The organism is Pedobacter sp. Leaf132 (assembly GCF_920984695.1).
Classification (GTDB): Bacteria; Bacteroidota; Bacteroidia; order Sphingobacteriales; family Sphingobacteriaceae; genus Pedobacter.
Genome location: NZ_CAKLBO010000002.1, coordinates 513,518 through 538,260 on the forward strand (window position 1 = coordinate 513,518; position 24,743 = coordinate 538,260).

The 24,743-nt window shown below is 35.9% G+C and carries 19 protein-coding genes; 7 read left to right on the forward strand and 12 right to left on the reverse strand.

The genetic code is table 11. The features are described 5' to 3' along the window. Window positions 1–79: 79 nt before the first annotated feature. Genes LUA86_RS06045 through LUA86_RS06055 form a run of 3 tightly spaced genes read right to left on the reverse strand, consistent with a single transcriptional unit; the run spans window position 80 to window position 3,812 of the window. Window positions 80–2,206, reverse strand: a complete 2,127-nt coding sequence (locus LUA86_RS06045; RefSeq protein WP_231459713.1) for a xanthine dehydrogenase family protein molybdopterin-binding subunit — start codon at window positions 2,204–2,206, stop codon at window positions 80–82. A gap of 2 nt (window positions 2,207–2,208) precedes the next feature. Further along, the gene (locus LUA86_RS06050; RefSeq protein WP_231459714.1) at window positions 2,209–3,192 is read right to left on the reverse strand and encodes a xanthine dehydrogenase family protein subunit M; all 984 of its coding nucleotides are present in this window, start codon (window positions 3,190–3,192) and stop codon (window positions 2,209–2,211) included. Then, window positions 3,189–3,812, reverse strand: a complete 624-nt coding sequence (locus LUA86_RS06055) for a (2Fe-2S)-binding protein (protein WP_231459715.1) — start codon at window positions 3,810–3,812, stop codon at window positions 3,189–3,191. Before LUA86_RS06055 ends, LUA86_RS06050 begins: the two co-directional genes overlap by 4 nt. 230 nt (window positions 3,813–4,042) lie before the next feature. Here LUA86_RS06055 and LUA86_RS06060 point away from each other — a divergent pair, with 230 nt between their 5' ends. Next, complete coding sequence (locus LUA86_RS06060) at window positions 4,043–4,693, forward strand: YceH family protein (RefSeq protein ID WP_231459716.1); 651 nt, start codon at window positions 4,043–4,045, stop codon at window positions 4,691–4,693. Here the strand turns inward: LUA86_RS06060 and fabF are convergent, their stop codons facing one another. Then, a complete protein-coding gene (gene fabF, locus LUA86_RS06065; protein ID WP_231459717.1) occupies window positions 4,694–5,944 on the reverse strand; it encodes a beta-ketoacyl-ACP synthase II in 1,251 nt (416 codons plus the stop codon). A 237-nt stretch (window positions 5,945–6,181) separates the two neighbouring features. On the opposite strand from fabF, the gene LUA86_RS06070 reads away from it, so the two are divergent. The 3 genes from LUA86_RS06070 (at window position 6,182) to LUA86_RS06080 (ending at window position 8,928) form a co-directional block, all read left to right on the forward strand. Further along, window positions 6,182–7,093 carry an AraC family transcriptional regulator gene (locus LUA86_RS06070; protein WP_231459718.1) on the forward strand — a complete coding sequence of 304 codons (912 nt, stop codon included), beginning with the start codon at window positions 6,182–6,184 and terminating at the stop codon, window positions 7,091–7,093. A gap of 82 nt (window positions 7,094–7,175) precedes the next feature. Next, entirely contained in the window at window positions 7,176–8,012 is an 837-nt protein-coding gene (locus LUA86_RS06075) for an SDR family NAD(P)-dependent oxidoreductase (protein WP_231459719.1), read from the forward strand. Between the two features lie 70 nt (window positions 8,013–8,082). Then, window positions 8,083–8,928: an SDR family NAD(P)-dependent oxidoreductase gene (locus tag LUA86_RS06080; protein WP_231459720.1), complete on the forward strand. Its 846-nt coding sequence runs from the start codon at window positions 8,083–8,085 to the stop codon at window positions 8,926–8,928. Between the two features lie 95 nt (window positions 8,929–9,023). On the opposite strand, the gene LUA86_RS06085 is transcribed toward LUA86_RS06080, so the two are convergent. The 4 genes from LUA86_RS06085 to mutS all read right to left on the reverse strand — a co-directional run bounded on the left by LUA86_RS06085 (window position 9,024) and on the right by mutS (window position 13,340). Beyond that, window positions 9,024–9,629, reverse strand: a complete 606-nt coding sequence (locus LUA86_RS06085) for a thioredoxin family protein (RefSeq protein WP_231459721.1) — start codon at window positions 9,627–9,629, stop codon at window positions 9,024–9,026. Between the two features lie 7 nt (window positions 9,630–9,636). Then, complete coding sequence (locus LUA86_RS06090) at window positions 9,637–10,104, reverse strand: TlpA disulfide reductase family protein (RefSeq protein ID WP_231459722.1); 468 nt, start codon at window positions 10,102–10,104, stop codon at window positions 9,637–9,639. 65 nt (window positions 10,105–10,169) lie between these two features. After that, window positions 10,170–10,667: a C40 family peptidase gene (locus LUA86_RS06095; protein WP_231459723.1), complete on the reverse strand. Its 498-nt coding sequence runs from the start codon at window positions 10,665–10,667 to the stop codon at window positions 10,170–10,172. A 93-nt stretch (window positions 10,668–10,760) separates the two neighbouring features. After that, a complete protein-coding gene (mutS, locus tag LUA86_RS06100) occupies window positions 10,761–13,340 on the reverse strand; it encodes a DNA mismatch repair protein MutS (protein ID WP_231459724.1) in 2,580 nt (859 codons plus the stop codon). A gap of 433 nt (window positions 13,341–13,773) precedes the next feature. Here mutS and LUA86_RS06105 point away from each other — a divergent pair, with 433 nt between their 5' ends. Continuing rightward, the gene (locus tag LUA86_RS06105) at window positions 13,774–14,637 is read left to right on the forward strand and encodes an endonuclease/exonuclease/phosphatase family protein (RefSeq protein WP_231459725.1); all 864 of its coding nucleotides are present in this window, start codon (window positions 13,774–13,776) and stop codon (window positions 14,635–14,637) included. 12 nt (window positions 14,638–14,649) lie between these two features. On the opposite strand, the gene LUA86_RS06110 is transcribed toward LUA86_RS06105, so the two are convergent. Further along, window positions 14,650–15,516, reverse strand: a complete 867-nt coding sequence (locus LUA86_RS06110) for a sugar phosphate isomerase/epimerase (RefSeq protein WP_231459726.1) — start codon at window positions 15,514–15,516, stop codon at window positions 14,650–14,652. Between the two features lie 181 nt (window positions 15,517–15,697). On the opposite strand from LUA86_RS06110, the gene LUA86_RS06115 reads away from it, so the two are divergent. Together LUA86_RS06115 and LUA86_RS06120 are read left to right on the forward strand one after the other, a co-directional pair. Further along, complete coding sequence (locus tag LUA86_RS06115; RefSeq protein ID WP_231459727.1) at window positions 15,698–17,383, forward strand: PNGase F N-terminal domain-containing protein; 1,686 nt, start codon at window positions 15,698–15,700, stop codon at window positions 17,381–17,383. Window positions 17,384–17,604: 221 nt separating this feature from the next. Beyond that, complete coding sequence (locus LUA86_RS06120) at window positions 17,605–18,141, forward strand: hypothetical protein (RefSeq protein WP_231459728.1); 537 nt, start codon at window positions 17,605–17,607, stop codon at window positions 18,139–18,141. Window positions 18,142–18,321: 180 nt separating this feature from the next. Here the strand turns inward: LUA86_RS06120 and LUA86_RS06125 are convergent, their stop codons facing one another. From LUA86_RS06125 to LUA86_RS06135, 3 genes are all read right to left on the reverse strand, one after another. Beyond that, entirely contained in the window at window positions 18,322–20,703 is a 2,382-nt protein-coding gene (locus tag LUA86_RS06125; RefSeq protein WP_231459729.1) for a glycoside hydrolase family 3 N-terminal domain-containing protein, read from the reverse strand. Window positions 20,704–20,903: 200 nt separating this feature from the next. After that, on the reverse strand, window positions 20,904–23,048 hold the full coding sequence (locus LUA86_RS06130) for a GH92 family glycosyl hydrolase (RefSeq protein WP_231459730.1): 2,145 nt from the start codon (window positions 23,046–23,048) through the stop codon (window positions 20,904–20,906). A 132-nt stretch (window positions 23,049–23,180) separates the two neighbouring features. Then, complete coding sequence (locus tag LUA86_RS06135; RefSeq protein WP_231459731.1) at window positions 23,181–24,605, reverse strand: glycoside hydrolase family 125 protein; 1,425 nt, start codon at window positions 24,603–24,605, stop codon at window positions 23,181–23,183. Window positions 24,606–24,743 lie beyond the last annotated feature (138 nt).

Genomic DNA, 24,743 nt, shown 5'->3' on the forward strand with positions numbered 1-24,743 from the left:
TTTTTAAAATTCAAAGCTAAATAAATGAGTCGTCATTGTGAGGTACGAAGCGATCTAAAAGCGTTAACAGTATGTAAAATTATCCTGCCAAAACCTTATCAGGCGTTATTGGTAACGATCTTATCCTTTTACCAGTTGCATTAAATACTGCGTTAGCAACGGCGGCAGAAAATCCAATCAATGCAATCTCTCCCATTCCTTTTGCACCCATAGGGTTAATATGCGGATCTGGTTTATTGATGAAATGAACTTCAATTTCGGGAATATCAGCATTAACTGGAACATGGTAATCAGCAAAATTGTTATTGATGTATCTTCCATAACGATGGTCGATTACGGCTTCTTCATGTAATGCCATGCCTACGCCTCCAACTGCACCACCAACCATTTGGCTTCTGGCCGTTTTCGGGCTTACAATTTTACCCGAATCACCTATTGAAACAATTTTATCAACCTTTACAACACCAGTCAGGCTATGTACTTTTACTTTCACAAAGTGGATTGAAAAGGAATACATCGAATATTCATCACGTTCCTTGCCACCTTGCGATTGTTTGGTTACTTCAATTGATGGTAAATTATTTTTCTTGAGTACATCAACAAAGTTTGATGTCGCATCCATATTGGAATTGGCTGCAAGCTCTGCAATTGTAGATTTTAAGCTTAAACAAACATCATTTACAGCCGAACCAACAGTAGAAAGTGTTGCCGAACCACCCTGACTTGGTGCAGGTGGAAGTGAAGAATCTCCTAATTCAAATTTTATGTTTTCAACCGGAATATTTAATAGTTTACTGGCGATAAGAGTCATTCCCGTTCCTGTACCCGGCCCGATATCACTTGTGGCACTTTGCAAAACCAATGTACCATCAGCTTTTAAGATTCCTTTTGCACTTGCCCTACCTCTATTTGCATTAAAAACGCCAATACTTACACCGTAACCATATTTCCATTGACCATCAACTAAACTACCTGGTTTATTTTTTCGCTCACTCCAGCCTATTTTTTGCGCACCAATGCGATAGGCTTCCTTAATATTTTTATCAGAAAAAGGTTTATTTCTTTGCTGATCTTTTTCAGGGTCGTTTTTAATTCTAAATTCCAGCGGGTCCATATCCAAAGCATGAGCCATTTCATCAATGGCACTTTCCAAAGCAAAAGCTCCGGTTGCTTCGCCTGGTCCCCGCATCCAAATCGGAACACCTAAATCAACAGGAACAACAGTATATTGTGTGTTTACGTTTTCGCATTGATACATGAATTTTGCCATGTTTACCACACCTTCGGTAAAGTTTTCATAAGCCGAGGTTTCGCCAAAAGCCCGATGTGTAATTCCGGTTAGTTTACCATCTTTACTGGCACCTAAACCAATGGTTTGTACAGCAGCCGGACGATTACCAACCATCGTAAACATTTGCATCCGTGTGATAACCAACTTTACCGGCTTAGAGATATGTTTTGAAGCCATTACCACTGCAATTTCTGCTGGCCACGTTCTTAAAGCCATCCCAAAACCACCACCAACAAATTCAGAATTAACCTGGATGTTCTCAATCGGAATTTTAAACACATTTGCAATTGTTCCTTGCGTGGTCTTTACACCTTGCGTTTTTGCATAAACCGTTACTTGGTTATTTGGGCGCCAATCGGCAATAATCCCATGTAATTCCATTGGATTATGCGTTTCTATCGGCAGATGATACTTGGCTTCAATTTTTACTTCAGCTGTTTTATAAGCATTTTCTGTACCACGTTTATAATCTGGTTGACCTTGTAATTTCTTTGCTTTTGCATCAGATATTGCCTTTTCAAAATCTGTATTAAATTCTTCTTTTGCGTATGATGCTTTCACTAAAGATGCCGCATAAGTTGCCCTTTCAAAGGTATTAGCAACTACAATTGCAATTGGCTGCCCATTAAAGAATATTTTATCCGTATAAAAAATCTTCATTGCAGGTCCGCCTTCTTGTTCATAGGCAGGCGCCGAAGGTTTATTTAAGTGAGATAAAACCGCAATCACGCCCGGTGCCTTTTCTGCGGCTTTGGTATCTAACGCAGTAATTTTCCCTTTAGTAACGGTACTGGTAACTAAAACACCATAAGTTAAACCAGGCAATTCGTATTCTGCAAAATATTTAGCTTTTCCTGTAACCTTGTAAACGCCATCCACACGGTCGTTTTCATCATTTATAAATCTGTTTTCCATGGTTATGCTTTAGATTTTGCAACAGTTAAAGCTTCAATAATTGTATTAGGCGCCATTTGGAGCTTAAAGTCGTTTTCACCAAATCCTTTTGCTCCTTTCATTGCCAGTTTCGAAGCTTGTTCAAAATTTTCGATACTGGCATCTTTCCCTTTCAAGAAATCTTCGGCTTCAGTTAAGCGCCAGGGTTTGTGTGCAACACCACCCATGGCCAAGCGAACATCGCTTATTTTTCCGTTTGAAATTTCCATACCTACAGCTACAGAAATCAATGCAAACGCATAAGATGCCCTGTCTCTAACCTTTAAGTAATTTGAATTTTTACCCAGATTATTTGCTGGGATTTCCAGGCGAATAATCATCTCATCGGTTTTTAAGTTGTTATCTAGTTGAGGGGTATCTCCCGCAAGGCGATGAAAATCTTTAAACAAAATTTTACGTTCACCTTTTTGATTAGCTACAACAACCACTGCATCTAAAGCAACTAAAGCTACGCACATATCACTTGGATGAACTGCAATGCATTTATCTGATGTTCCAAAAATGGCATGCATGCGATTAAAACCACCAACAGCAGCGCAACCCGAACCAGGTACACGCTTATTGCAAGGCATTTCGGTATCATAAAAATATCCACATCGGGTTCGCTGCATCATATTTCCACCAACTGTTGCAACATTGCGTAATTGGGCAGATGCACCTGCATTTAAGGCCATGGCCAATAGTGGAAGCTTTTCTTTAATCAGTGAATTTTCAGCAACAGCAGTATTTGAAGCTAATGCACCAATAATAATTTTATTGCCAACCAGTTCAATTTGCTTTAGCGGAACATGGTTGATATCGATTAATTTTTCTGGCGATGTTACACCACGCTTCATTAAATCGATTAGGTTTGTGCCACCGGCAATAAACTTTGAGTTTTTATCTTTAAGCAATAAAGCTAAAGCAGATTTAGCAGAAGTTGTGCGGAGATATTGAAAGTTTATCATGCTTTGCTTCCTCCTTTCGATACTTCAACAATTGCATCAACTATATTTGGATAAGCACCACATCTACAAATATTTCCACTCATATACTCACTAATTTCTGCACGAGAATTTGTATGCCCTTCATTAACACAGGCTACTGCCGACATAATTTGGCCAGGTGTGCAATAACCGCACTGAAAACCATCATGTTTTATAAAAGCAGCCTGCATTGGGTGCAAATCATCGCCATTGGCTAAACCTTCAATAGTGGTAATCTTTTTACCTTCATTCATCACCGCTAAGCTCAAACAAGAATTTACCCGCTCACCATTTACATGCACGGTACAAGCTCCACACTGCCCATGGTCGCAACCTTTTTTGGTACCTGTTAAATGCAATTCTTCTCTTAAATAATCTAAGAGTGTAACTCGCGGCTCAACAGAACTTTTGTAGGCTTTATTGTTTACGGTTAAGTTTAAAGGAATTTTTTCGAAAAGTTCGGCGAAACGTTCATCGGCTTGGTTTTCTGCCGCTTTAACCGCCACCCCGGGCGTTAGCGCAATAGCCGTAATTAGCGAACTTTTTTTGAGGAAATCCCTCCTTGTATCGCCTTGGGCACTTTTCTTGTCAGATGGTTGCATATTTTTGTTTTGAGATGTTGCTCTCCTAAGTTCGGTAATCTAAACTGTAAAAACCTGAAATTTAGAAATTTAGAATAATTCTAATAAGAGGGATTTTACAACTATTTAATCCAGATATTTAACTAACCGTCATAACTAAAGAAGTGGAGAAATCTTTGTCAATTAAATAAAAGTAACAAGTTGACAGAAAATAATTTCCAAAATGAAATCTCAATTTCTACTTTTATCAAATGGAAGATTTTAAACCATTACCAGATTTATCAGCAGAAGAACAACGCGTTTTAGGCGCTTTAATCGAGAAAAGCCGCACTACACCAGATTATTACCCGATGACTTTAAATAGTTTAACGGCTGCATGTAATCAAAAAAGTTCGAGAAATCCTGTTGTAAATTATGATGAAGAAACTGTAACGTTGACCTTGAATTCTTTAAAAATTAAAGGATTAATATCAACCGCCACAGGGGGTTCAAGTAGAGTAATAAAGTATAAACATAACCTCGGAATCGTTTATCCCTTACTTCCATCAGCGCTTTCAATATTATGCTTATTATTATTACGTGGTCCTTTAACACCTGGCGAAATCAATAGTAATTCTGGCAGACTTTATGAGTTTGGTAGTATTGAAGATATTGTAGAACAGTTGCAAAAGCTTTCGGAAGAAGAGCCTGCTTTTGTTAAATTACAGGCTAAAAAACCCGGACAAAAAGAAGCGAGATTTATCCATTTGTTTGGTGAGCAACCAGAAGTTTTTGAATCAGAACATCAAACTGTAGAAAAAACAATTTCCCAACCCAGCGAAGAGTTGGAAAATCGTATATTGAAGTTAGAGCAAGAAATTGAAGAACTTAAAGAATTGGTTAATCTCTTGATGGATAAATAATTATCCGTTAAACTTTTTAAATATTGTGCTGGCTACATGCCCTCCAAAACCGAATGTGTTATTTAAAACATAGTTGATTTCTTTTTTTATAGGCTGAGCGAGTATTATGTTTAATCCTTGTGGGATTTTTTCATCAAGCTTTTTGGTATTTATCGTTGGAGGTATGATTCCATCTCTAATGGCTAAAATACTGATTAAGCTTTCTACAGCACCGGCAGCACCAAGTAAATGCCCTGTCATAGATTTTGATGCGCCAATTGTAACCGGCAAATCGCCAAAAACATTTTTAACGGCAACAAGTTCACTAATATCTCCTAAACCTGTAGAAGTTGCATGCGCATTAATGTAATCGATTTTTTCAGCTGAAATTCCAGCATCGTTTAAAGCTTTTTTCATGCCCAAAGTTGCTCCAATTCCATCGGGAGGCGTACCTGTTAAATGATATGCATCTCCGGCCATTCCGCCACCAACAATTTCTGCATAAATATTTGCCCCACGATTGATTGCATGTTCAAGTTCCTCCAAAATTAAAGCACCTGCACCTTCACCCATCACAAAACCATCACGACTTTCATCAAATGGTCTTGAAGCTGTTTCCGGACTATCATTTCTTTTTGATAAAGCCTGAGCAGCGTTAAAACCACCAACTGAAGCTTCTGTGATAGCAGCTTCAGAACCTCCGGCTACCATAATATTCGCTTTTCCTAAACGAATGGTATCAAAGGCGCTAATTATTGCCGTGTTAGATGATGCACAAGCCGAAACCGTACAATAATTTGGACCACGTAATTTATGACGAATGGATACAACACCTGCAGCAATATCCACAATCATTTTCGGAATGAAATATGGATTAAATCTCGGCGTCTCATCTCCTTGATGAAATTCTGCCAGCTGCTGCTCAAAAGTAGATATACCTCCATTACCTGTGGCCCAAATCACACCAACTTCAGCAAGTTCATCGTCTGTCATGCTTGTAAAATCCAAACCTGCATCTGCAATGGCTTGGTCGGTAGAAACTATTGCGTATTGTGTAAATAAATCGTACTTCTTAATTTCTTTTTTATCGATAAAAGATTCTGCATTAAAATCTTTTACTTCTGCGGCGAACTGCGTTTTAAATTTACTGGTATCAAATTTGGTAATCGGTCCAACGCCGCTTTTACCATCCAAAATGTTTTTCCAAAAGGTTTCCACTGTATTGCCTAAAGGCGTTATTGCCCCTAAGCCAGTTACCACTACTCGTTTCATTTTATGCTAGTTTTTATAAAAGTCGTAAAAACACTCGTTTACAACAATGCTGGCAAATATCGCCATTATGAAAAAGAATGATGGTTTATTTTTTATCATATTAATTAGCGCTCATTAAACCGTTTGCTGATTTAGTTCAAATTAACACGAATGCTTTCCTAATCCATTCAACATTCACCATTTAAAATGAAAATAAATGGCAATAATTTTTAAGTTTGAATTTTGTAACTTTGATTTATGAGCACAACTGAAACCATTGAAGATTTTTATCAGAAGAAATTTAATTTTTTACCAGAGAACTTGCAAAATGGTGTGGGCCATTTTAATGTTTTTAGGCTCGAAGATTGCCTTCGTGATGACAATAAGCAAATGAGTTACAATCGGCGGGATTTCTATAAAATCGCACTCAATCGCGGGCACAATATTTACCACTATGCTGATAAAAGTATTGAGATAAATGGAACTGCGCTAATTTTCTTCAATCCTTTGGTTCCATACACATGGGAATTAGCGAGCGGCACAAAAGCTGATGTTACTGGTTTTTTCTGCATTTTTACAGAAGCTTTTTTTACCGAAAAAATACGTGGAAACATTAGCGATTTACCCATGTTCGCCCCTGGCGGTAAACCCGCTTACGTTTTAGATGAAAAGCAAGATGCTCATGTTGCATCCATCTTTTTAAAAATGTTAGAGGAAATAAATACCGATTACATTTACAAATATGATTTACTCAGAAATTATGTTACGGAGATAACGCACTTCGCTTTAAAAACACAACCATCTGAGGCTTTATTTAAACACCCTGATGCAAATTCCAGAATTACTTCTGTTTTTACAGAACTTTTAGAACGACAGTTTCCCATCGAAACGACATCCCAAAGATTTACAATGCGTTCTGCGAAAGATTATGCAGGCCAACTTGCTATTCATGTAAATCATTTAAACAGGGCAATTAAAGAAACAACAGGAAAAACTACTACGCATTACATCACCGAACGTCTATTAAGCGAAGCCAAAGCATTATTAAAGCATACGGATTGGAATATATCTGAAATTGGCTACTGCTTAGGATTTGAAGAACCTACACATTTCAACAACTTTTTTAAAAAATTAACCAATCATACGCCTACATCTTACAGGATTGTTTGAATTTCGTAATCATCAGTTTGAATCATGTAATAAAGAAACTGCTTGTCTGTTGTAATTTTGTCTTAACAAAAAGGATAAAATTATGGGTATTAAAAAAGTTTGGTTCATTACGGGCGCATCCAAAGGATTAGGATTAAGCTTAGTTAAACAATTATTAAAAGCCGGACAATACGTTGCGGCAACTTCCAGAAATGTTAATGATTTAATAGCTGGAGTAAACTCAAATTCAGAGAAATTTCTGCCCTTGGCCGTAAATCTAGGTAATGAATTAAATGTTGAACAAGCTATAAACTCCACCGTAGCTCAATTTGGCAAAATTGATATTGTTATTAATAATGCAGGTTATGGCATTGGAGGCAGTATTGAAGAATTAACTGATGAAGAAACCAGAAACAGTTTTGATGTTAATGTTTTCGGAACATTAAATGTGATTAGAAAATCATTACCATATTTAAGAGGTCAACGCTCTGGACACATCATTAATATTTCCTCAATTGCAGGCATAAATGGTGCAACCGGTTGGGCAATATATTCTGCTACAAAGGCTGCTGTTATTGCACTATCAGAAGTTTTAGCTGAAGATGTAAAATCTTTCGGTGTCAAAGTAACTGTTGTGGCTCCAGGAGCTTTTAGAACAAGTTTTTTAACTACGGAATCGTTGGTGTTAGCCAAAAATCCAATGGAAGAATACGAGGATGTTAGAGCCGTACATGCAAGGTATTTAAAAATGGATGGCGCACAAATTGGCGACCCTGAAAAAGCAGCTGCCGCGATGATTTCTTTAGCAAGTATGCCAAACCCTCCTATCCATTTATTATTAGGAAATGATGCATTGCAAAGAGCAACAGCAAAAACTGATGCACTAACAAAGGAATTTGAAGACTGGAAAGCAATAACAATTTCTACAGATTTCGATTAAACAGCAATTATCATCAGAAAAAGAGAAATAAAGTATAAATAATCTAATTATAAAATTTAATATAAAAATCATGGAAAATAAAAAAGTATGGTTCGTTACAGGTGCTTCAAAAGGACTTGGATTAACATTAGTGAAGAAATTATTGAGTATTGGCTATAAAGTAGCTGCAACTTCAAGAAATGTGAATGATTTATCGAAGGCAGTTGGTACACACCAAAATTTTTTGCCGATTGCGGTTAACTTATTGAGTGAGGAAAGTGTGGAGAGCGCTGTAAAGCAAACAATTAGTTTATTTGGTTCTATAGACATTGTTGTTAACAATGCTGGTTATGGAATGCTTGGTGCTTTAGAAGAATTAAGTGATAAAGAATCTCGTGAAAATTTTGATGTGAATGTTTTCGGCTCATTAAATGTGATTAGAAAAGCATTACCACAGATGAGAAAGCAACAATCAGGGCATATTTTTAATATTTCATCTATAGGAGGATTCTCTGGAAATTTCCCCGGTTTTGGAATTTATTGTGCTACAAAATTTGCAGTGGCTGGCTTTACAGAATCATTAGCTGCAGAAGTAAAATCTTTAGGGATTAAGGCTACAGTTGTTGAACCTGGATACTTCAGAACAGAATTTTTAACATCTGGCTCTTTGGCGGTTCCAGCAAATCCGATTGATGCATATAAGGAAGTACGTGATTCTCAAGCTGTCCACCAAAACGAAATCAATAACCAACAACCCGGCGACCCGGAAAAAGGCATTGATGTGATTATAGCAGCTGCAGAAAGTGAAAATGCACCTTTACATTTATTTTTAGGTCCGGATGCCTACCAGGTTGCTCATGCAAAAATTGCAGATGTGCAAAAGGATATGGAAGCCTGGAAAGCATTGGCAACTGCCACAAATTTTGATGAAGCTTAAAGAAACAAAATTAGCCTATCAAAAGAATATTAGGAATTGAAGCCGTTTATCGGGCGACCTATGTTAATGACGATTTGATTTAAAGGGATAAGAAATTATCCCTTTTTCCATTTTATGCTACAACCAACTGCTTTAGTAGAAGAGACTGTAGGTTTTATACCAGCTGACAAATCACTTATAGCATTCTGAACATAGCTAATCTTTTCAGGATTTTCGCCTTCAGAATCATTGTCTATTGCTCCAATATATTCAACAACATTTCCTTTATCAGTTTTGCTCAGAAGAAAAACATGAGGAGTTTTTAATGCACCAAATTGTTTGGTTACGATATGATTAGGATCAAATAAGTATGGATGGCCGAAGTTTTTTGTTTTTGACAAAGCTTGCATTTTCTCAAAACTTTCTTCAGGAACAGCGTCTGCATCGTTTGGATTAATTGCAATAACTGGAAATCCTTTTGATGCATAAGATGAATTTAACGCAGAAACTCTATCCTGATAAGCTTTAGCAACCGGGCAAGTATTACATGTAAAAACTATGATGAAGCCTTTTGCATTACTATAATTTGCAAGCGAAACAGATTTACCATCTACATTTTTCAATGAAAAATCTTTAACAACATCACCAACTTTATAACCTTCGGTTTGTGCAAAGGCATAACACGTAATTAGCATAAAACCAATCAGAAAGAAGTTTTTCATAACAAATTTATTTTAAGTTTAACAAAGCATTATTTAATTCTACTTCTGTAAATTCCTTTTCATAAAAGCGCCGTATCCTTTTATTAACAAATAAAGTTGCCGGTATTGCCCCCGACCATTTGTTATCAATACGCTCAATATATTTTTGTTGGTCGGGTTCGTTTAAAAGAAAAACTTCCGCTTTAATATTATTATTTGCAACAAAAGGAATCACCGCTTTCTCAAGCTTTGATTTAAAATCCAAACTCACCAAAATAACTTTTACTGGTTTTTTCAAATTTGAAATTCTAAGTTTTTCAAAATTTGGTAGTTCTGCAACACATGGTGCACACCATGTTGCCCAAAAATTAATTACATAAGTGGTATCTTTTCCATTCGCAATGCGTTTATCTAAATCATCTAAATTAAGCAGTTTAACCTGTGCTCCTGCAGTGTAAGCTATTAAAGATAAGTAAATTATAAAAATTATACGCATAATTTTACACTATAAATTTTAAAGATTTAATCTTGGTTTTCAGTATAGCTGTCATTAAAAATTACTTAATTAACGGAACCAGATTTTACCAAAACCCGCTGATAAGCCGGCATATTCAAATCATCAACAATAACACCTCTGTTTGTGCTTGCATGCACAAAAAAGCCATTATTTAGATATACGCCTACATGATCTACGTTGTTTCCATCGAAAGAAAAGAATACCAAATCGCCTTCTTTTAAATTATCTACGCTTTTACGCTTCACTACATTCGCCTGGTCTCGGGAAATTCTTGGTAAAGTAACGCCATAAATTTCTTTCTGTAGTAAATAAGCAAAGCCCGAGCAATCAATACCATTCTTATCTAAGCCACCAAAACGGTATCTAACGCCAGTCCAATCAGTAATAAATTTGTAGAGCTGTTTGCTTTTAAGATTCGACATGGCATCAGCCGCTTTCGAGGCCTTCGTATCACTTTTAGTTGTATATTTTCTACTTCCGCAAGATGTTATAACAACAGATAGTAATAAAATCAACCAGAAATAATTTTTCGTTTTTAACATACACTATTTTTTCCCCTCAGATTAATTTTTTACTAAAAGCTAAAACGCAGAAAAATCCCGTGTTTTCGTGGCAAGCTTTAATTTGTGTCCAAACTAATTTTTTATCAACCTTTGTATTTCATCTAACTTTAACAAAGCTTCTACAGGAGTTAACGCATTTACATCCAAATTATTTAATGTATCCCGAATTTTAACTAAAACAGGGTCATCAATAGCAAACATTTGCAATTGATAGGCCTGATTTTGAACTTTCTTAATGCTGTCTTTTATACTCTGCCCTTCAGTGCGGTCAATTTCTAGTTTCTTTAAAATTTCATTCGCCCTACCGATTAATTTTGGTGGCATTCCGGCCATTTTTGCAACATGAATACCAAAGCTATGTTCACTACCACCTGGAACTAATTTCCTTAAAAAAATTACTCTGTTAGTCATTTCCTTAACAGAAACGTTAAAATTCTTAATTCGAGGCATGGTATTGGCCAACTCATTTAATTCATGGTAATGTGTGGCAAATAACGTTTTAGGACGAGAAGTTGGGTGTTGATGCAAAAATTCTGCAATTGCCCATGCAATAGAAATCCCATCGTAGGTACTTGTACCGCGACCAATTTCATCTAACAAAATCAAGCTGTTATCAGAAATATTATTTAGAATGCTTGCAGTTTCATTCATCTCTACCATAAACGTACTTTCTCCTGATGAGATATTATCAGAAGCGCCAACACGAGTAAAAATTTTATCAACCAAACCAACATCAGCAGCTTTTGCAGGTACAAAACTACCCATTTGAGCCATTAAAACGATAAGAGCGGTTTGCCTTAAAATAGCAGATTTACCGGCCATATTGGGTCCCGTAATCATTATAATTTGCTGCGAGTCGGTATCCAGGTAAACATCATTAGTAATATATTCCTGTCCTACGGGTAATTGTTTCTCTATAACTGGATGTCGGCCACCTTTAATATCAAGAACTTTTTCTTTGTTAACAGATGGTTTTACATAATGATTTTTCTCAGCCAGTTGCGCAAAACATAATAAGCAATCTAACTGTGCAATTAAAAATGAATTAAGCTGAATAGGCTTGATGTAACTTGCTGTTTCATACATTAATTCATTATACAAACGAATTTCAATAGCCTGAATTTTTTCTTCGGCACCTAAAATCTGTTCTTCGTATTCTTTAAGTTCCGGTGTAATGTATCGCTCTGCGTTAACCAGAGTTTGCTTACGAATCCAACCTTCGGGAACTTTATCTTTATGCGTATGTGTAACCTCCAAATAATAACCAAATACATTATTGAAAGAAATTTTTAAAGATGGAATACCGGTTGCTTCTGCTTCGCGTTTTTGAATCTGAACCAAATAATCTTTTCCGCCGAAGGCGATTTTACGCAAACGATCTAAATCTTCGTCAACACCATCGTTAATTACATTTCCTTTAATAAGCAATGCAGGCGGTTCAGGCTGAAGTTCTCTTTCAATCCTTTCTCTGATAGCTAAACATGGATTTAATTGGTCGGCAATTTTAATTAAAAACGGATTTTGGGAATTTGCAGCAAGCTTTTTTACTGCTTCGATATGCGTTAAGGCTCTTTTTAGCGCCACCAATTCTCGTGGACCAACACGCTGCAAACCAACTTTTGAAATTAGTCTTTCAATATCACCAATCTGCTTGATATGCGTTAAAAATTCGTGTTGAATATCTTCGTTTCTGACAAAAAAATCAACCATGCCTAAGCGCTCTTCGATTGGCTTTAGCTCTTTTAATGGCATAATTATCCACTTTTGGAGCAAACGAGCGCCCATTGGTGTGCAGGTTTGATCTAAAATATCAAATAGCGTAACTGCATTATCATTAGCAGAATTTACCAATTCTAAATTTCGAATAGTAAATCTATCCAACCACATATAACGGTCTTCCTCAATTCTGCTGATGGATGTAATATGTTGCAAATTTCGATGCTCGGTTTCGCCTAAATAATGCAAAACCACACCGGCGGCAATTATTCCGCTTTGCAAACGCTCAATACCGAAGCCTTTTAATGAAGTTACATCGAAATGTTTTGTTAAGGTCTCTTCGGCATAATCAGAAGTGTAAGGCCATTCATCTAAGCCAAAAGTGTAAAATCTATCACCAAATTGTTCTGTAAAAGTCTGTAGTTTCGATTTCTGAAAAATAACTTCAGTGGGCTTAAAGCCTTGCAAAAGTTTATCGATATAATCGCTGTTGCCCTGAGCAATTAAAAATTCGCCAGTAGAAATATCAAGAAAAGAAACGCCAATCTGCGTTTTATCGAAAAAAATCGATGCTAAATAATTATTAGATTTTTGATTAACAATATTGTCGCCGTAAGCAACTCCGGGCGTAACTAATTCTGTAACACCACGTTTTACAATAGTTTTTGTGGCTTTAGGATCTTCAAGCTGGTCGCAAATGGCAACCCTTTGCCCAGCCCTAACCAATTTCGAAAGATAATTATCTAAAGAATGATGCGGAAATCCAGCCAGTTCCAAAGCGCCACCATTTGGGCCGGTACCTCTTCTGGTTAATACTATGCCTAAAATTTGAGCGGTTTTAATGGCATCTTCGCCAAAGGTTTCGTAAAAATCTCCAACCCTAAAAAGTAAAAGTGCACCCGGATACTTCGCTTTGATGGCGTTGTATTGTTGCATTAACGGGGTTTCTTTATTCGTATCTTTAGCCAAAACTGAAATTAATTTGCAAAAGCTATAAAGATAGCATGATTATGCATTGTAAGGCTGTTTTGTTGAAAAATCGGAAGATTGTTAGCATTAAAATCTTTGTAACAGATTTTAATATATTTGAGCAATCAATATCAATAAAACATATTTATTTGTAGTTGGTTTAGCATGAAACTATTTGTAGAAATTTTAAATCCATAAATTCTTGATTCACGATATTCTTCTATACACGAGTGTACTGCTTGTTTTAACAACGTTAATCCCGTTTATTCGTCATGATTTTTGGGTGTTCCGTGTTTTTGAATTTCCCCGCTTGCAGAAACTGGTTTTAAACGTAATCCTCATCATTATAATCCTGTGCTTTAGCTTTCCAAGTATCTTATTGGATTATATAATTTTATGGATGCTTTTATTAAACATTACTTACCTAATCTATCTGATATTTCCCTTTACAAAATTAGGCTCCAAGCAAATTGTTGGTGCTATGAATCCACCAAACGATAACAATTTGAAGGTTTTTATTGCCAATGTTTTTCAAGAAAACCATAACTCAAATGCTTACTTAAAACTGATTGAAGCTTGTAATCCTGATGTAGTTTTAATGGTTGAAACACATGAATGGTGGCAAGCGAAAATGGATGTTATCGGAAAGGATTATCCTCATCAGTTAAAAGTTCCAATAAACAATACTTATGGTATGCTATTGTATTCTAAATTAGAGCTTTCGGATGGTTCAGTTAAATATTTAGTTAAGAAAGATATTCCATCAATAGAAACACTTATAAAGCTTCCTTCGGGGCAACTTGTAAAGCTTTTCTGCCTACATCCCGAACCTCCGGTTCCACAAGAAAATCCAAAATCTACAGAAAGAGATAAAGAGATTTTACTGGTTGCAGAGAAGGCTAAAAAATCAGAATATCCTGTAATTGTTATGGGCGATTTGAATGATGTTGCCTGGAGTTATACCACCGAGCTTTTTGGGAAAATAAGTGGGTTGCTAGACCCAAGAAGAGGTCGCGGATTTTTCAATAGTTTTAATGCTAAATACTTTTTTTTAAGGTTTCCATTAGACCATATTTTTTGCTCTTCAGATTTTTCTTTGAGTTCCATTAAGCGGCTACCCAATTGTAATTCGGACCATTTCCCGATGTTTGTTGATTTACAATATAATCCAAAGGTTGAAAAATTAAATGATTCGCCTGTGGCTACAGAAGCAGATTTAGAAGTAGCTGAAGAAAAAATAAATGCCGAGACAGAGGAAGGATAAATTAAACCCCTATCACTTGTAAACTTCGGTTAATTGTTGTGTTAAATACTTAAATGCAAAGAGGATTTCAACTTCCGGATGCTCAATTTTTCCCTCGATAAAAAGATAACCGCTGTAACTAATACGCTTTAAAGCACTAAAATAAGGTTTAAAATCATCTTTCATCACGCCCGGCAGGCTGCGTTTCTCTTTTTCTGCAAGCTCGCAAAAGGCTAGCAGTTTACCTGCTTTCACAATTTCTTCCGGAGATTCATTTTCCCGCATCATGTGAAAAATATCTGCATTTAAACGAAAAGAGGGGTTGTTAACTTTTCTAACCACATCAGCTGCATCCCTAACTGTATTAATAAAATTGGTTTCAGAAGATTGAAGATTTTCTAACGCAATGATAACATGATGTTTAGCCGCCAATTTTGCCAGTTCGGCACAAGTTTTAACAAAATCACACTTTGCTTTTTCTTTATCATAACCTTCCGGGATTGACCTCGCTGATGAACTTCCTAAAATGATGAATTTTACACCAGCTTTGTTCGCTCGGGAGAGCACACCATCGGCATAAGTTAAAACTTTAGCCAAATCTACATCCGGACCAGCAATTTTAATACTACCTGGAAAAAATACATTACAACTCAAAATTTTTGTTTTGGCGTTTCTTATCTTTTCTAAATTTGATTCAAATGCTTCAATACTTAAAGCTGGTGAAATCATATTCGAAACTGATTCACCAATATATTTAAATCCTGCTGCATGAATGATGCTGTCTCTCGAAATTGAAGATACTATTCCCAGTTTTGGAATTTGCTGCGCAAAACTTTTTGATACAAAGGATGAAAATAGTAAACAATAAATACAGCCAATTAAAACATTAATATTCTTCATTTTTTAGGGTTTGATGTTGGTTAGATTATCTAATTTAAAGTTAATTCTTCTATATTTCCGGATGATTTATTTTTCCGAATGATAATTATGTAAAATCTTCTATACTTAAGCATCATTTGACTAATTCATGTAGATAAGCCAAAATTCTGTAATATATTTAGCTCGTTAAATCAGCCTAGAAATGAAATATATTTACAGCCTTTCCTTTATTTTTATTTTTCCATTCCTGGCTTTTGCTCAGCAAAAGTTAAAACCAACTGCTAACTATAAAATTACCTATTGGCGTTCGGCAGATGGAAAGCCTAAGGATGATAGAAACCCGGTAATTGTAATTGCTAAGGCAAACCAGAATTTAATTACTACGGCATCAATATTTGATGGGAAAGGCCGCTACCCTTTTGAACAAAGTTTAATAGAAAAACCTTCGAACATTCTATTTCAAATTGCCGATTTAAGCAGTAACACACAGATTGCTACTGCTGATAGTACATCGATTTCAAAACAAATAATTGAATTTAGCAATGAAACCAAAGTAATTTTAGGTTACAACTGTAAAAAGGCTACAACCGTTGTTAATTCAAATCGAATAGATTTATGGTTTACCACCGATGCCGGAATAAAGGCTGCACCAACAGTTCTTGGTCAGAATTTAGGCTTAGTTTTAGAACAAGTTAGAAACGGAAACAGCTATTTAACAGCAGCTTCAATACAAGAAATAAAAAGCTCTGATTTAAAGGATTTTAAGGATTCAAAATCTAAATTAACAGATGCGCTAACTTATAAAGATTTGTTATGGAAAAGCCGCTTTACCACACTGAAAATATTTGATAATGAAACCATTAATTTTATAGACAAACCACAGTCAAACGATAGTATTTTTAGGTTTGCAGGCGGCACAGTAATCGCTAGAAAAGTAAAATTCCCGTTTATTGAAAATAGCCAAAACGTTTTTGCAGATTTAACAGAACAATCTAATGGCGACGCTTATGACAGAACCGGTTCGGTGTTTATCATCCCAACGGATAAAAAAATTAGCTTGATGGATGCTTTGAAAAATTCTGTTAAAGTACTTCCAGTTTATGATAACGGAAACGGGAAACAATATCAGGGTGTAATTGCTAATCAGGATTTTACACCTGTTGTAGAGTTGATGCGCTTTTTTACGCCTTTTGGGGTTGGCAAATACAATAATTTGAAATTGAAAGGTAAAGCCTGGGCTGAACAAGTTTTTTATCGCCAGGATATTTCAGAGCTTTTTCCTTTAATAAATGGCAAGGAAGTTTGGGTTGCCGTATTTGTAGGAAATTACGATAAGGGCGGACATAAGGTTTCTTTAAATATTACTTTGCACAATGCTGGCAGGCAAAAACCTGATAAAGAATTAATTATGCCTTTATTTAATACCACAAACGTAATGGAAATGGCAGGGCAAGAATACGCAACCATGTTTAGTATCGACAAAGGTTTAGAGGTTTCTTTTACATTGGATAAAAATATTAAAAATGCCAGGCTACGTTATATAACAACCGGGCATGGCGGTTGGGGCAATGGAGATGAATTTGTACCGAAAAAAAACAGCATTTGGCTGGATGGAAAAGAAAGCTTTTCGTTTGTGCCATGGAGACAAGATTGTGGCTCTTATCGCCTTTCAAATCCTGCATCAGGAAATTTTGAAACAGGATTATCATCGTCAGATTTAAGCCGCTCAAACTGGTGTCCCGGAACGGTAACTAACCCAAACTTTATCGACCTGGGAGATTTAAAAGCAGGAACACATACAATAAAAGTCTCCATCCCTATGGGCAAAGCAGAAGGCTCGATGACAAACGCCTGGAATGTTTCGGGTGTTTTAATTGCGAAAGAATAATGGTAGTTAAATCTTTATTTATTACAGCCGTGTATGATATTGTACTACATATACAACTTTTTTTAAATACTGCAATAACTTCTTAAAGATACTAAAAATTGTAAGGCAGCTTATGCAGAATACAGAATTATTGATACTCAATACTTTACAGAATGTCATAAAACCATTTAAGCCATTTGGACGTATTAATTTGCATTATCTTGCAGGTTAAAATCCCTCTAATGAATATTGCCTTTTTGCTTAATTTGCTTGTTTTTTTAAGTTTCAGTCCACCTGAAATAGATTTGTTAAAAGGCAAAGATTTGTTTGGTAAAACCTCTGATGTAAAGGCCGGATGGCTTGGTTATATAAAATCTAATAAGAGCAGTGTTAGATTAAATAATGTGCCAATGCTTGTTTTAAATAAAGCCGATAATATATATGCGAAGATAATTTGCGTACCGAAAAAACCATCAGAATGGAATGCAAAATTTATTGGCAAAACAAACGTCGAAAAAGCTTCTATTACCAAAACGCTGGTTACAGGTATTTATAGTCATGCTTTAGGCGCTAACGTATTTAAAATTTTCGCACTGGTAGAAACAATTATACAACCCGAACAAAAATCAGTTATCAAAAAAGATTTAGTTCAAAAATTCCCTAGTAAGGTTACAGTATATTCTAATTCTGGCAATAACTGGATACAAATTGTAGAGAAAACAATCTATAACAGTGCCGAATATCAAGATTTTCAATACGAAATAGCAAAGAACTATTAAGTATAGAATGTAAAAAAGGGCAGTGAATTAACACTACCCCTCCTATAATTGTTTTCTCTAAGAACAATTAATCAATTACCTAAAATTGATTACCTAAAGATATAGTTTATTTTTAAGTTGTTATAAAAATTCTAAAAAAAATTGGTTTTTCTTATGAAGAAACCTTTTGATACTTGTTTATCATAATGTAGAACCCATAGTAAAATTTTGCTCCAATTTCACATTATCAGATGATGATGAAACCATCAAATGATAGGTTCCTGCCTCAACCACCCATTTGTTGTTTTGATTATAGATTTCCAAGTCATCTTTTGATAAAGTAAAGTTTAAAGTCTTTAGTTCACCTGCTTTTAAGAAAATTCTTTTAAACTGTTTTAGTTGCTTCATTGGTAAAACTACAGATGAAGTTTTGCCTTTAAGATATAGCTGAACCACTTCTTCGCCATCCTTGGTGCCATTATTTTTTAAATCAAAACTTACTTTAATCGTGTGGCTGTTGGTTTCATTTTTAATTTTAAGGTTTTGATAATTGAAAGTTGTATAACTTAAGCCATAGCCAAAACTATATAAAGGCTTTGCATCAACCTCAAGGTAGTCATGCTTTTCAGGATAGCGGGCATTGTAATAAACTGGTAACTGACCTACCGATTTAGGAATAGAAATAGGTAATCTACCTGCCGGATTGTAATCGCCAAAAATTACATCAGCAATTGCATTTCCTCCCTCCTGACCAGGATACCATGCATCTAGAATAGCCGGAATATGCTCCGAAGCCCAGTTTAAATTTAATGGCCTGCCTTTTATAAGCACTAAAACAACAGGTTTTCCGGTTTTTGCAACTGCTTTTAAAAGTTTAAGTTGGTCGCCTAATAAATCTAAAGTAGACCTGTCAAAGCCTTCACCACTTTCCATATCGCTCAAACCTTTATCAGCTGTGCTAATTTTAGCGGCACCGGTTTCAATGTATTCTGTTTTAAAATCTCTGGCACTAGAGCCACCTAAAACAATTATCACTGCATCAGATTTTTTAGCAATTGATACCGCTTCATCAATAGTGCTGTTGAGCGTATCTCTTATCCCACAACCTTTTACATAATTTATTTTTGTATCTGATGATAATTTATTTTTAATACCTTCCAATACCGTTACTACGTTCTCTTCTGATTGGGGTGCAGTGTAATCGCCAAGTTGGTTGTAAATATTATCTGCATTTGGGCCTATAACCGCAATGTTTTTTAGACTTTTATTCAAAGGCAATACATTGCCCTCATTCTTAAGCAACACTATTGATTCACGAGCTACCCTTCTGGCCAGTTCAATGTTTTCCTTAGTTCTGATGTTATTCTTGGCTTGCTCAACATTAACATAAGGATTTTCAAAAAGCCCCATATTAAATTTTACTCTTAATACTCTACTTACCGCCGTATCTAAAGTTTTTGTAGAAACTTTTCCCGCTTTTACAGCATTGCGAAGTGCCTTTCCATAACCTATGCCACTTAAATCAGCATCTAAACCAGCATTGATAGAAAGCGTAGCAGCATCGGTTGCATTTGCAGCAACATGATGGTTTGACATTAGTCCGGAAATGCTATTTAAATCAGAAACTACAAAACCTTTAAATCCCCATTTCCTTCTTAATAAATCATTCAATAAAAATTCATTTGAAGAACACGGAACACCATCAATAGAATTATAAGCGGTCATAACCGATAAAGCTCCCGCTTTAACAGCAGCTTTAAATGGTGGCAAATAAAACTGATTTAAGCTACGCATGCCTACACTTATGCTTCCACCATTATGACCGCCTTCTGGTGCACCATAAGCAGCAAAGTGTTTCAATGTAGCCACAATATTTCCACCACTTTTAATGCTATTACCCTGAAAACCCTTAACCATCGCCTCGCCCATTCTGCTGTTTAAAACATGGTCTTCCCCATAAGTTTCTTCCACTCTAGACCATCTGGGTTCTCGGGCTAAATCTAACACCGGACCATAACCAACATGTCCACCTTGTAAACGGGTTTCTGAGGCAATCACTTTTGCCATTTGGTTAATCAAATCAGGGTTAAAGGTACTTGCTTGCCCTATCGAAGTTGGAAAAACTGTAGTACCAATCGCCATGTGTCCGTGTGGGCATTCTTCAGAAAGTAAAATTGGAATACCTAAACGGGTATTTTCTAAGGCATATTTCTGGATAGCATTTGTAGCTTTAGCAGCCAGCTCTGGATTTAACCCGTTTAATAATGTCTTTTTTGTCCAGGGGTCTGCCCTTAAAGTTGCCCATAGCATTCCGGTATGCTCTGTTTTTAATGATTTTTTAAATTCATCGCTTACCTCAACATCATTACCGGTTCTGGCGTACATTGGCCAGCCTAAGGGCATAGAAATTTGTCCAACTTTTTCCTCAATATTCATACGCGAAAGCAAATCTTTAATTCTGCTTTCAACATTGGCCTTCGGATTTTTATAAATGGGTATGCTGTTTTTAGTTTGGGCAAAAACGCTGGTGCAAAGTATGGCTGAAAAAAATATACTGCTAAACCACTTCAGGTTTGTTTTCATGTTTACGAACTTTTGTTGGGATTTTAAATCAAAAACTACTCACGAAATAATTTTGACACATAAGTATAAACAAATTAATCTATACCTTCCAAAAGCGATATTAAAATTCTATTAGACCAGTAATTTATCCTCAATCAATTTTTTATGAAAAATTGATAATGTGATTGTTAAACTTTATAATTATTGATTGCCCTATATCATTATCGCGTAAAAATTTCCAATCGGCCTCCATTTTTAAACAAATCGTGAGATACAAAATAGCCTTCGTTTAATTTTCCATTAACTTTGATAGATGATAAAGCTCTTCCTTTGTTAGGTTTACTGATTGTGATGGTTTTTCCGTTGCTAGTACGCCATTTAATCTCATCAAAAAGTGGTGCGGTAACGATGTATTCGGCATCGGTTGCAGAAAAAGGATATATGCCTAACGCACTAAAAACATACCAGGATGACATTTCACCGGCATCATCCATTCCGCATAAAGCCAGTCCATTATCTCCAATACCATACAAAGTATTCATAATCGTATCCAGTATTTTTTGAGATTTTTCTGGCTTATTTATAAAATGGTAAGAAAAAGGTGCTTCGTGATCGGGTTGGTTGCCATGGCAATATTGCCCAATCATTGTTTCTACATTTCTTGCAATGTAATTTGGATTCCATGGAACAGTAAATAAAGAATCTAATTTCGCTTCAAAGCCTTTTGGTCCGCCGTAAAGCTCAACTAATCCTTTCATATCATGCGGAGCAAAGAAAGAAACCTGCCAGGCATTAGCCTCTCTATACATATATTCGTAATAAGGAAATTGAGGATTAAACGGTTTAATCCAGGAACCATCGGCCAATTTACCACGCATAAACCTTGTTGATGGATCGAACATGTTTTTATAATTTTTAGAACGGGCCATTAAAATTCTATAATTTGCCGTATCGCCTAATTTCTTAGCAATTTGAGCTACAGAATAATCATCGTAAGAGTATTCTAATGTTTTAGAAACACCAGCCGCTGCCTTGGTCTCAACTTTTGGATTTGGAATATCAGGGTCTGAAATAAATCCCTTTTTAATGTATTCTTCTACATGTGGACGTGCACCACCCGGTGTATTGGCATTTTTCAATAGAATTTCATAAGTTCCTTTAATGTCGAAATTATCAATACCTCGCAGATAAGCGCCTGCAATTGATGAAGAACCATGATCGCCATGAAAAAAGGTTGGAATGAATCCTTTCTTATCGCCCACATCTTTCATAGATTTGATAACATCAAGCGTAACTTCGGGAGAAATCAGCCCCAACAAAACATCTTTATTTCTGTAAGTATCCCATAAAGAAGGTTCTGTGTAATAATTAAAATCGGCCTTTACCACTTTTTTATTTGCATCAGTAAATTGTCCGTTTACATCACTACGTAACGCCGGCCATAAAAAAGAACGGTACAGGCACGAATAAAGCATAACTTTTTGCTTTTCGGTTCCACCCTTAACTTGTATCGACGATAAAATTTTCTCCCATTTTAAAGTGGCTTCTTTACGAATTTCGTCGAAAGATTTTTTACCAATCTCTGCAAGCACATTTTCTTTGGCATTTTCTGTACTTACAAAAGATAAGCCGATTTTAATTTCTACCGGTTGGTTATTACCATCAGCTAAATGAGCAATTGCATAGCCAGTTCTTTTACCTTCTTCAGTTTTATTTAGCCTGTTAATTTTTGTGCTGATGATGGCATAGAAATAAACATTTTCTCCTCCTTGAAAGCCTTTAATTACATTGTCGCCTTCTTGTTCTATTGCCCAGGTTGTTACACGGCTGTTTGCTTTGCCCATATCAAACAGGATTTGGCGGTTGGTATTATTTTTAAATTCGTATTTATGATAACCTGCTCTTAGCGTTGAAGTCAGACTAACATTCACATCATAATCATCCAAATAAACCTGATAAAAACCTGGTGCCGAACTTTCTTTTTTATGTGAAAACTTTGAGCCAAATTTTTCACCCGGATTAGACATTGGCAATATTGGAATATTGCAAAGATTCCAATGTCCTTTATTTGTGTGCGTAAAGCCTAAAATTGTCGAATCTTCATACTCATATCCTGCACCAGAGCCATACTCAGTCATAGGACTTAGCTGAACCATTGCATTGGGCAACGAGCTCCCGGGAAAAGTTAACCCCGCCCAAGAACGCCATCCATCTGGCAATTTATAACCTAAAATTTTTGGGTCGGTTAATGGCGCTGTGCCGATAAAAGTATTTACGTATTTACCAAAATTTTGGCTCCTACTGCTTATTGTACTCAACAAAAGCAACAGCATTAAACAAAGAAATTTATGATTAAGGTTTTTCATCAGGATTAGTACATTAGGTTAGATATCAAATAAACATTCAGCGTTATGAATACCTAAATCGATTTATCATTTTCGAACCAGAACTTATTAAGTTAAAAAGCCCGCTTCATTTTATTGAAGACGGGCTAACAATTAAACTTTTAAAAGTGCAGGTTTTTCATGGTAAGTTCTCCAAAGTAACTCACCAAATAAGGTATTTGACCAGGCAAACCATGAGCGGGTAAATTTGGCCGGGTCGTTTTTATGAAATGCTTCGTGCATGAAACCCATACCAGCATGTGTTTTCTGTAAGGTTTCTATACACCATTTAATTTCTTTATCATCTGTTGAGGTCAAAGCCCTCATCGTAATACTCATTGGCCAAATCATATCTTGTCCAACGTGTGGCCCACCAATACCTTCAGCGGCTGTGCCTTTAAAGAAGTAGGGATTATCAAGTGAGAGTGCAAACTTTCTGGTATTTTGATAAATCGGATCATCAAGTTTAACAGCACCCAAATAAGGCAAACTTAATAAACTCGGTACATTAGAATCATCCATTAAATAAGTGCTTCCAAAACCATCAACCTCAAAGGCATAGATTTTTCCGTATTTAGGATGATTTACAATAGCATGTTTTTGAATTGCTGCACTTACTTCATCAGCAAGATTTAATAAACTGCTCTCTAATTTGGCATCGCTTTGCAAAGCTTTTATCATTTCTGCAGCCTGCTTTAAACTGGTTACCGCAAAGAAGTTTGAGGGTATTAAAAACGGAAATATTGTTGCATCATCGCTAGGGCGAAAAGCTGAACAAATTAAACCCACAGGATTAACAGGAAAACCATAGCCTGCCATTGGCAACGAATCAGTTGGATGTTGCGTATTACGCTGAAAATGATAAGGACCATTGTTAGTTTTACGCTGTTGTTCTTTAAAAGTTTTTAGAGTTGTTTCAATTCCTTTTTTCCAGTTAGCATCGAAAGGCGCCTTATCGCCGGTTTTTTTCCAGTAAAAGTAGGCCAAACGAATCGGGTAACACAACGAATCAATTTCCCATTTACGCTCATGTACACCGGCTTGCATATCTGTACGGTCTGTTTTCCATTCCCCTACTTTTGTTGCATCACCATAAAAAGCATTTGCATAAGGATCTTTTAGAACGCATTGCGTTTGGTGGCTAATAACCCCTGAAATTAGCTTTTTTAAAGGCTCATCTTCATTTACAAATTGTAAATATGGCCAAACCTGGGCAGAACTATCACGCAACCACATGGCATCAATATCTCCAGTAATTACATAGGTATCTGGTTTGCCATTTTTATCTGAATAATAAACTGTAGTATCTAAAGTATTAGGAAAGCAATTTTCGAAAAGCCAGTTCAATTCAGGGTTTTTAACTTTGCTTTGAAATGTTTTAATTGCATTGTCTACTGCTTTACTTTTGAAATGTCTTTTACCTTCAGCAACTCTAACTATTGGAAATTCTGGAGCTAATGCTGTAGCAAAAGAAAATTTTGAAGCCACAACACCTGCACCCAATAAGCTCGTGTTTTGAATAAAAGTTCGTCTTTTCATAATTATATTATCGTGTATTTATTTCAGGTTTTTTTATATACAATGGTAGATAAATGCCGTTATATGTTTCAGCGCATTGATTAACTTATTTAATAATCCGGTTAGAACTTAAACAAATATATATTAAAATTTTCTGAA